This is a genomic window from Micromonospora sp. S4605 (genome assembly GCF_003176715.1).
GTDB lineage: Bacteria > Actinomycetota > Actinomycetes > Mycobacteriales > Micromonosporaceae > Micromonospora > Micromonospora echinaurantiaca.
The window spans coordinates 1-9,574 of sequence record NZ_QGSW01000347.1; the positions used below are offsets into that span (position 1 = coordinate 1).

Annotated in this window: 7 protein-coding genes and 1 pseudogene; 5 read left to right on the forward strand and 3 right to left on the reverse strand. The window is 75.5% G+C overall.

From position 1 onward, the window contains the following. Positions 1–204: 204 nt before the first annotated feature. Together DLJ47_RS29800 and DLJ47_RS29805 are read right to left on the reverse strand one after the other, a co-directional pair. Entirely contained in the window at positions 205–1,203 is a 999-nt protein-coding gene (locus DLJ47_RS29800) for a LacI family DNA-binding transcriptional regulator (RefSeq protein WP_109904961.1), read from the reverse strand. A gap of 115 nt (positions 1,204–1,318) precedes the next feature. After that, a pseudogene (locus DLJ47_RS29805) lies at positions 1,319–2,795 on the reverse strand (dihydrolipoyl dehydrogenase family protein). 193 nt (positions 2,796–2,988) lie between these two features. Here DLJ47_RS29805 and DLJ47_RS29810 point away from each other — a divergent pair. After that, positions 2,989–4,056: a serine hydrolase domain-containing protein gene (locus DLJ47_RS29810; RefSeq protein WP_109904973.1), complete on the forward strand. Its 1,068-nt coding sequence runs from the start codon at positions 2,989–2,991 to the stop codon at positions 4,054–4,056. Between the two features lie 16 nt (positions 4,057–4,072). On the opposite strand, the gene DLJ47_RS29815 is transcribed toward DLJ47_RS29810, so the two are convergent. Continuing rightward, positions 4,073–5,002 (reverse strand): phytoene/squalene synthase family protein, encoded by a 930-nt coding sequence (locus DLJ47_RS29815; RefSeq protein WP_109904963.1) that lies wholly within the window; start codon positions 5,000–5,002, stop codon positions 4,073–4,075. A gap of 66 nt (positions 5,003–5,068) precedes the next feature. Between DLJ47_RS29815 and DLJ47_RS29820 the strand changes: the two genes are divergently transcribed. The 4 genes from DLJ47_RS29820 to DLJ47_RS29835 are packed head-to-tail and all read left to right on the forward strand — an operon-like array spanning position 5,069 to position 9,356. Continuing rightward, the gene (locus tag DLJ47_RS29820) at positions 5,069–6,223 is read left to right on the forward strand and encodes a polyprenyl synthetase family protein (protein WP_109904965.1); all 1,155 of its coding nucleotides are present in this window, start codon (positions 5,069–5,071) and stop codon (positions 6,221–6,223) included. Between the two features lie 28 nt (positions 6,224–6,251). Then, a complete protein-coding gene (crtI, locus tag DLJ47_RS29825; RefSeq protein ID WP_109904967.1) occupies positions 6,252–7,733 on the forward strand; it encodes a phytoene desaturase family protein in 1,482 nt (493 codons plus the stop codon). A gap of 32 nt (positions 7,734–7,765) precedes the next feature. After that, positions 7,766–8,425, forward strand: coding sequence for an isopentenyl-diphosphate Delta-isomerase (idi, locus tag DLJ47_RS29830; RefSeq protein WP_109904969.1), 660 nt, complete (start codon positions 7,766–7,768; stop codon positions 8,423–8,425). After that, on the forward strand, positions 8,415–9,356 hold the full coding sequence (locus DLJ47_RS29835; protein WP_109904971.1) for a MerR family transcriptional regulator: 942 nt from the start codon (positions 8,415–8,417) through the stop codon (positions 9,354–9,356). The genes idi and DLJ47_RS29835 overlap by 11 nt, the downstream gene beginning before the upstream one ends. The last annotated feature ends 218 nt before the right edge of the window (positions 9,357–9,574 follow it).

Consider the following 9,574-nt stretch of genomic DNA (forward strand, 5'->3'; position numbering starts at 1 on the left):
GGGCAGGGTCGGCCCGATCCGCCGGCCAGGACGAAGACGGCCGCCGACCGCGGGCAGCGGTCGACGGCCGGAGCGTCGTCTCGGCGACCAGGCAGGCGGGTCGCGGGGCCGGGATGGTCAGTCAACGGCGGGCGGCACGATGGACAGTGCCGCCGCCCTCGGCCGGAAGCAGGCCCGGGTCAGCGGGCGAGCGGCAGGCTCGGGTCAGCGGGCCGGGGCGGGCGCGGTGGAGCCGCGTACCACCAGTTCGGGCTCGAACAGCAGCTCGTCGTGCAGCACGCCGGCCCCCTCGATCTGGGTGACCAGCAGGTCCACCGCGGCCTGGCCCATCGTCTCGATCGGCTGCCGCACGGTGGTCAGCGGCGGGTCGGTGCAGGTCATGAACGCGGAGTCGTCGAAGCCCACCACCGACACGTCGGCCGGCACCGCCCGACCGAGCCGCCGGGCGGCCCGGATCGCGCCGAGCGCCAGCACGTCGCTGGCGCAGATGATGCCGGTCACCCCCCGCTCGACCAACTTGGTGGCGGCGACCCGGGCACCCTCCATGGAGAAGCTGGAGCGCTCGACGAACTCGTCGTCGGCCCAGCCGGCGGCCTGGATCATCGCGTTCAACTTGCGCCGGGACGGCACGTGCCCCTCCGGGCCGAGCACCATCCCGATCCGCTCGTGCCCGAGCGAGCGCAGGTGCCCGTACGCCTGCTCCACCGCCACCGCGTCGTCGGTGGAGACCCGGGGGAAGCCCAGCTCGTCGACCCCCGCGTTGACCAGCACCACCGGCAGGCCCCGGTCGGTCAGCCGGCGGTAGTGGTCGTGCCGGGCGTCGGCGAGCGCGTACGAGCCGCCGGCGAAGATCACCCCGGAGACCTGGTGGTCGAGGAGCATCTCCACGTAGTCCATCTCGGAGACGCCACCGATGGTGCGGGCGCAGAGCGCCGGGGTGAACCCCCGCTGGGCGAGGGACCCGGTGACCACCTCGGCGAGCGCCGGGAAGATCGGGTTCTGCAACTCGGGCAGGACCAGCCCGACCAGCCGGGCGCGTTCGCCGCGCAGCTTGGTCGGGCGCTCGTAGCCGAGCACGTCCAGCGCGGTCAGCACCGCCGTCCGGGTCGCCGCGGAGACCCCGTCCCGGCCGTTGAGCACCCGGCTGACGGTGGCCTCGCTGACGCCCGCCTTCTTGGCAACTTCGGTCAACCGCTTCGTCACGGCCGCAATCGTACGTCATCGGAGTGAAAGAAATGAGCAGCCATCTGCCGGACGGCTGCCCACTTCTGCCGGACGCTGCCGCTGCCCGTCAGCCGCCGCTTCCTCGACCGGCAGCTCAGGACAGGTTGTGCAGCGCGTCCTCGATGGCCCGGTGGAAGGTCGGGTACGCGTAGATCATGTGCCGGAGCAGGCTGAGCGGCACCGCCGCGTGCACCGCGACCACCAGCCCGGAGAGCACCTCGCCGCCGGCCGGCCCGACCGAGGTCGCCCCGATCAGCACCCCCTGGTCGGCCGTCGGCGACCAGTTTGATGAAGCCCTCGTCGCCGACCCCGTGGATCCAGCCCCGGGTGGAGCTGCCCAGCTTGGTGAAGCCCACCTGCACGTTGATCCCGCGGGCCCGGGCCTGCTCTTCGGTCAGCCCGACCGCGCCCACCTCCGGGTCGGTGAAGGTGACCCGGGGCAGCGCCCGGTAGTCGGCGCGCGGCACCGTACCGGCCGAGCCGCTCGACCCGCTGGCACTGAGGCTGCTGGCCGCGCCCATCGCGCCGCCCACCACGCTCGCGGTGCCGCTCGGATCCGCGCCGGCCCGCGCGTGCCGGGCGCGGTCCAGGATGTCGGCGATCACGATCGCCGCCTGGTACATCGCGATGTGGGTGAACGCGCCCTCCCCGGTCACGTCGCCGACCGCCCAGAGGTCGTCGGCGACCCGCATCCGGTCGTCGACCGGCAGGTAGCGCTGGCCGGCGTCCACCCCGACGGAGTCCAGCCCCAGCTCCTCCAGGTGCGCCCGGCGGCCGGTCACCACCAGCAGCCGCTCGGCGGTGAACTCGGCGCCGCCGGTGGCGGACAGGGTGAACCGCTGCCCGTCGTGGCCGACCCGCTCCGCCCGCACTCCGGTGTGGACCTCCACCCCGTCGGCGCGGAGCGCCGCGGCGACCACCTCGGACGCCTCCGGCTCCTCGACCGCGAGCACCCGGTCCAGCGCCTCCACCACGGTGACCCGGACCCCGAACCGGGCGAAGACCTGCGACAGCTCCAGCCCGATCGCCCCGCCGCCCAGCACCAGCAGCGACTCGGGCAGCTCCGTGACCTCGACCGCCTGGTGGTTGGTCCAGTACGGGGTGCCGGCCAGCCCGTCGATCGGCGGCACCGTCGGCCGGGTGCCGGTGCCCAGCACCACGCCGTACCGGGCCTGGAACACCTGGTCGCCGACCTGGACCCGGCCCGGCCCGGTCAGCCGCCCGCTGCCCCGGACGAACCGGCCACCCCGCCCGACGAAGCGGTCCACCGCGACCCGGTCGTCCCAGTTGTCGGTGGCCTCCTCGCGGATCCGCCTGGCCACCGGCGCCCAGTCCGGGCGCACCTCGGCGGTGCCGGCGAGGCCGTCGACCCGGCGCGCCTCGGCGAGCGCGTTCGCCGCCCTGATCATCATCTTGCTCGGGACGCACCCCCAGTACGGGCACTCCCCGCCGACCAGGTCCCGCTCGATGCCGACGACGCTCAGCCCGGCCTCGGCGAGTCGCCCGGCCACCTCCTCGCCGCCGACGCCGAGCCCGACCACGACCACGTCCACCTGCTCCGGCTCCGCCACCCGGACAGCATCCCCCAGCCGCCGCCGACGGGCCAGCCAGTCGGGGGAACGGTCACGTACCGCGCGCTCCCCGGCGCCGGGACAGGCGGCGGCGGACGGCGCGGCGGCGCGCGCCCCGGGCCGTGGAGCGGGGGTCGCGCCGGGCCGTCGAATGGCGGCGCGGACGGCGCGGCGGATCGCCTACCGTGACCGGATGCCCGACACCCGCTTCGCCGCCGTCCACGACTGCTTCCGCGACCTGCTCGCCAGCGGCCGGGAGACCGGGGCCGGCCTGGCCATCTGGTACGACGGCGCGCCGGTGGTGGACATCGTCGGCGGCGAGCGGTCGCCGGGCCGGTCGTGGCAGGCCGACACGCTGGTCAACGTCTACTCGGTCGGCAAGCCGGTGGCCGCGCTCTGCCTGCTGCTGCTGGTGGACCGGGGCCGGCTCGGGCTGGACGATCCGGTCGCCGCGCACTGGCCCGGTTTCCGCACCCCGGCCACCGTCCGGCAGGTGCTCGACCACACCGCCGGGCTGCCGGTCTTCCCGGTGCCCCGGCCGGCCGAGGCGATCGCCGACTGGGACCTGCTCGCCGGCGACCTGGCCGCCGCCGAGCCGGAGTGGGAGCCGGGCAGCGTCGCGGGCGAGCACGCCTGGACGTACGGGCACCTGGTGGGCGAGTTGGTCCGGCGGGTGGACGGCCGGTCGGTCGGACGGTTCCTCGCTGAGGAGATCGCCGGCCCGTGGCGGCTGGACCTCGGCTTCGGGCTGGACCCGGCGGACCAGCGCCGCTGCGCCGACCTGTCGTACGGCGACCCGGACTGGCCGGTCCGGGTGGCCGGTGCGCCGGGTTCGCTGCGGGCGCGCGCGCTGGACAACCCGCCCGGTGGCCGGGACCTGTCGGTGGTGAACAGCCCGCTCTGGCGCGGCGCCGAGGTGCCCGCCGTCAACCTGCACTCGACGGCCGGCGCCCTCGCCCGCCTGTACGCGGGGCTGCTCGCCGGCGGCACGCTCGACGGCGTACGGCTGTTCAGCCCGGAGCTGGTGGCCGAGGCGACCCGGGTCCAGTACGACGGCCCGGATCTGCTGCTCGATCGGCGGACCCGGTGGACGCTGGGCATGCAGTGGGAGGAGGACGGTAGCTGGGGCATGGGCGGGATCGGCGGCAGCTGCGCCTGGGCCGACCCGGTCCGCGGCTACACCTTCGGCTACGCGACCGCCCGGCTGGCCGACTTCGACCGGGTGGAGGCCCTGGTCGACGCGCTGCACAGCTGCCTCTGAGCCGCGGTACGGGGGGTCACGGCGCGCTCGGGCAGGGCACCGGCGGCCCGGGGACGGCGACCACCGGCGTGCCGGTCGGGGTGAGCAGGGCCTGGGCCGCCACGGCCAGCCGGCGCCGCTGGCCGACCACGGCCCGGCGGGCGAAGACGTCGTAGTCCTGCGCGGCCACCTCGTCGAGGATCCCGCCGTAGAGCGCGTACGCGGTCCGCAGGCAGGCCTGCGAGGCGGGTGTGAGCAGGGTGATCCCGGGCGCCGCCGCGGCGTAGTGCGCCTGGGCCCGGGTCACCTCGTACGCGATCAGCGCCCGGATGGCCCGGGTGGCCCGCCGCCGCGCGCGGGCCTCGACCAGGTCCTGCCGGGTGACGCCGAACCGGGCCAGGTCCTCCTCCGGCAGGTACGTCCGCCCGCGGTCCAGGTCCTCGGCCACGTCCCGGATGAAGTTGGTGAGCTGGAAGGCGAAGCCGAGCTGCCGGGCTGGTTCCCGGGCCGCGACCGGGTCGCTGCTGCCCAGGATCGGCAGCATCATCGTGCCGATGACCGCCGCCGAGCCCTCCATGTAGTCGAGCAGCTGGTCGTAGGTCCGGTACGAGTCGACGGTCAGGTCCATCGCCATGCTCTTGAGGAACGCGGCGAAGTCGTCGCGGTCGAGGTCGAAGACGGCGATGGTGTGCAGCACGGCGGGCAGCAGCGGGTCGTCGATCGGCTGGCCGTGCAGGCCCGCCATGAACCGGCCGCCCCAGTCGTCGAGGCGGGCGGCGCGCTCGGCCGGGGCAAGGTCGTCGGTGCGGTCGACGATCTCGTCCGCGTACCGGGTGAAGCCGTAGAGGGCGTGCACGTGCCGCCGTTTCCACCCGGGCAGCAGCCGGGTGGCGAGATAGTAGGTGTGACCGTGGCGTCGGTGCAGCTCACGGCAGCGGTCGTAGGCAGCGGTGAGATCAGTGTCCACCGGCCCTCCCTCACGAATCGACGCACCAATCGACGCAACTCACAACCCTAGGGTACGCTCAGCCGCATGGCCAACGACGCATCCGCGGGTAATACGCTTCGCGACGCGCCGGCAAACCCGTCCGGCCGGGACGATCCGGTCCGCGCGGTGCTCGCCGCGTACACCCGCGAGTTGGTCACGGCGGTGGACGACACCCTGGCCGACTTCCTCACCACCGAGGTCGACGCGCTGGCCGAGATCGACGCGGCGATGGGCGGGTTCGCCGCGACCGCACGCGACCACGTGCTCGCCGGCGGCAAGCGGGTCCGCCCGACGTTCGCCTACTGGGGCTGGCGCGGGGCGGTGGGCGGCGGCGAGCCGCTGCCGCCGGTGCTGCCGGCGCTCGCCGCCCTGGAGCTGCTGCACACCTTCGCGCTCGTGCACGACGACGTGATGGACGCCTCGACCACCCGGCGCGGCCGGCCGACCGCACACGTGGCGCTGGCCGCCCAGCACGTCGCCGCCGGCCGTCGGGGCGACCCGCGCCGGTTCGGCGAGGCCGTCGCGGTGCTGGTCGGCGACCTCTGCATGGTCTGGGCCGACCGGCTGCTCGCCCACGCGGCCGTGCCCCCGGCCCGGCTGCTGGACGTCCGCCGCTGCTACGACCAGATGCGGGTGGAGACCGTGGCCGGGCAGTACCTCGACGTGCTCGGCGAGAGTGACGCCGCCCGCTGGTCGGTCGACCGGGCGCTGCGGGTCGCCCGCTACAAGACCGCCAGCTACACGGTGCAGCGACCGCTGCTCTTCGGCGCCCACCTGGCCGGCGCCGGATCCGACGACGCGCTGGTCGCCGCCTACACCCACTACGGCCGGGCGGTCGGCGAGGCGTTCCAGCTCCGCGACGACCTGCTCGGTGTGTACGGCGATCCGGCCACCACCGGCAAGCCGGCCGGCGACGACCTGCGTACCGGCAAGCCGACGGTGCTGCTCATGCTGGCCCGGCAGCTCGCCACCCCGACCCAGCGCCGGGCGCTGGAGCGGGCGGGCGCGGGCGGCGGCGACCGGGACATCGCCGGGCTGGCCGAGCTGGTCGCCGACACCGGGGCCGTCGACCGGGTCGAGCGGATGATCGCCGACCGGGTGGCGGAGGCGCTCGCCGCGCTCGACGACGCGTCGATCGACGAGACCGCGCGCATCGCGCTCACCGGCCTCGCCGGCACCGCCACCGACCGGCGGGCATGATGGGCAACTTCGTGAAGGAGGTGATCGCGTGCGGACCGTGAGCGGACCCACCGACCGGGTGGTGGTGGTCGGGGCCGGCCTCGGCGGGCTGGCCTGCGCGCTGCACCTGGCCGGCAGCGGCCGGCAGGTGACCGTGCTGGAACGCGAACCGGTGCCGGGCGGGCGGGCCGGCCGGCTCGGCGTCGACGGCTACGAGTTCGACACCGGGCCGACCGTGCTCACCATGCCGGACCTGATCGCCGAGGCGCTCGGCGCGGTCGGCGAGGAGCTGACCGACTGGCTCGACCTCACCCCGCTCGACCCGGCCTACCGGGCCTACTACCCGGACGGCTCGACGCTCGACGTCATCACCGACACCACCCGGATGGCGGCCGAGATCTCCCGGGTCTGCGGGCCCCGTGAGGCCGACGGCTACCTGCGCTTCGTCGACTACGCCCGGCGGCTGTGGCAGCTGGAGCGGGCCGACTTCATCGAGCGCAACCTGGACGCGCCGACCGACCTGCTCACCGGCAACCTGCTGAAGCTGCTCGCCGGCGGCGCGTTCCGCCGGCTCCAGACCAAGATCGACCACTTCTTCCAGGACCCGCGCACCCGGCGGATCTTCTCCTTCCAGGCCATGTACGCCGGGCTCGCCCCGCACGACGCGCTGGCCATCTACGCGGTCATCGCGTACCTCGACTCGGTCGCCGGGGTCTACTTTCCGCGCGGCGGCATCCACGCCGTCTCCCGGGCGATGGCCGGCGCGGCCGAGAAGCACGGCGTGCAGATCCGCTACGGCACCACGGTCAGCCGGGTGGAGACCGCGGGCGGGCGGGCCACCGGGGTGCTGACCGCCGACGGCGAGCGGATCCCGGCGGACGTGGTGGTGCTCAACCCCGACCTGCCGGTGGCCTACCGGGACCTGCTGCCGCCGGCCCGGCAGCGGCGGCTGCGCTACTCGCCCTCCTGCGTGGTGCTGCACGTCGGCTCGACCCAGGGCTACTCGAAGATCGCCCACCACAACATCCACTTCGGACGCGCCTGGCGGAGCACCTTCGACGAGGTCATCCGGCGCGGAAGGCTGATGAGCGACCCCTCGCTGCTGGTCACCAACCCGAGCCGGACCGATCCGTCGGTGGCGCCGGCCGGGCGGCACACCTACTACGTGCTCGCCCCGGTGCCCAACCTCGACCGGGCGCCGTTCGAGTGGCGGGGCGACCTCGACCGCCGCTACGCCGACCAGCTCGTCGGCACGCTGGAGGAACGCGGCTACGTCGGCTTCGGAGCGGGCGTCGAGGTGCTCCGGACGATCACCCCGGCCGACTGGGCCGAGCAGGGCCTGGCCGCCGGCACCCCGTTCGCCGCCGCGCACAGCCTGTTCCAGACCGGCCCGTTCCGCCCGGTCAACCTGCACCGCACGCTGCCGAACGTGGTCTTCGTGGGCTCCGGCACCCAGCCCGGCGTCGGCGTGCCGATGGTGCTGATCTCCGGCAAGCTCGCCGCCGGCCGGATCACCGGCGGTGGCCGGTGAGCCGTCCCCTCGGACTGGAAGGGCAGGAACCGGTGACCTCCCGGGAGAGCCACCTGGTCGAACTGGTCGACGACGCCGGTCGGGCGGTCGGCGAGACGACGGTGTCGGCCGCGCACCAGCCGCCGGGCCAGCTGCACCGCGCCTTCTCGGTGGTGCTGGTCGACCCGGACGGCCGGGTGCTGCTGCAACGGCGGGCCGCGGCCAAGACCCGCTTCCCGCTGCGCTGGGCCAACTCCTGCTGCGGCCACCCCACGCCCGGCCAGTCGCCGGTCGACGCCGCGGACCGCCGGCTCCGCGAGGAGCTGGGCGCCGACCCGGTCGAGCTCACCGAGCTGGGGGTGTACGTCTACTACGCCGAGGATCCGGTCACCGGGCGGGTCGAGTTCGAGTACGACCACGTCCTGCGCGGCGACTTCCGGCCGGGCAGCCGGCTGCGTCCGCATCCCGACGAGGTGGCCGAGCTGCGCTGGGTCGACCCGGCCGAGCTGGCGGCCGACCTCGACGCCGACCCCGGGGCGTACGCGCCATGGCTGGGCGGGGTGGTGAACCGCCTGCTGAACCCGGACGGCCAACTGGCCGGCCCGGCCGTGAACCCGGCCGGACTGCCGGCCGGGTTGCCGGCCGGGTTGCCGGCCGGGTTGCCGGCCGGGTTGCCGGCCGACGACGCGCCGGAGCGGCCGGGTGGCCGATGAGGCGCTGAGCGCGGGGGCGGTCGCCCGGCGGCTCGGGGTCGCGGTGACCACGCTGCGCACCTGGCACCAGCGCTACGGGCTGGGGCCGAGCGAACACGTTCCCGGGCACCACCGGCGCTACACGCCGGCCGACCTCGCCCGGCTGGAGGTGATGCGCCGGCTCACCGCCGAGGGGGTGGCCCCGGCCGAGGCGGCCCGCTGGGCCCGCCGGGGTCCGGACGTGGCACGCCCCGGCGCCGACGTACGGGCGCGTACCGCCGTCGGCCGCGACGGCGGACCGACCATCCCGGTGGGCCGGGCCGGTCCGGCCGCCCGGGGCCTGGCCCGGGCCGCGATGCGGCTGGACTCGGTGGCGATCAGCGAGCGGATCGCCCGCGCGATCGCGACCGACGGGGTGGTCGCCACCTGGGACGGGTTGCTGCGACCGGTGCTGGTCGGCATCGGCGAGCGGCACGACGCCACCGGCGGCCTGGTCGAGGTGGAGCACCTGGTGTCCCGATGCGTCTCCGAGTCCCTCGCCGCGGCCGCCCGGGCCGCGGCGCCGGCCGGTCCGCCGCACATCCTGCTCGCCTGCGCCGACGAGGAGCAGCACAGCCTGCCGCTGGAGGCGTTGGCCGCCGCGCTCGCCGAGGTCGGGGCCGGCTACCGGATGTTGGGCGCCCGGGTGCCGGTGCCGGCCCTGCTGGAGGCGGTCAACCGGACCGGGCCGGCCGCGGTGGTGGTCTGGTCGCACACCCGGACGACCGCCGATCCGGGCCAGCTCGCCGCCCTGCTGGCGGCACACCGCCGGCCGCTGCTGGTGCTCGCGGCGGGGCCGGGTTGGCAGGCCGACACGCTGCCCGCGGGGGTGGTCCGACCGGTCGATCTCTCCGAGGCGTTGTCGCTGGCAGTGGCCGTGCGGGACGCACTGGACCGGCCGGCGGCGAGCTGACCGGGCTCCCGGGTCACGGCGGGCGTCCACTACCGTCGTGGGGTCCGCGGACCCCGACCCCCTCCGGGAGCGAACGATGCGTCACCGCGCCCTGCTGGCGTACGCCCTGGTCCTGGTGATCGTCCTCGCCGGCGAGAGCAGCACCGCGAAGGTGCGGCCGGCGCCCCCACCGACCGTCGCCGGTACGGCCACCCCCACGCCCGACGCCACCCCGGCAC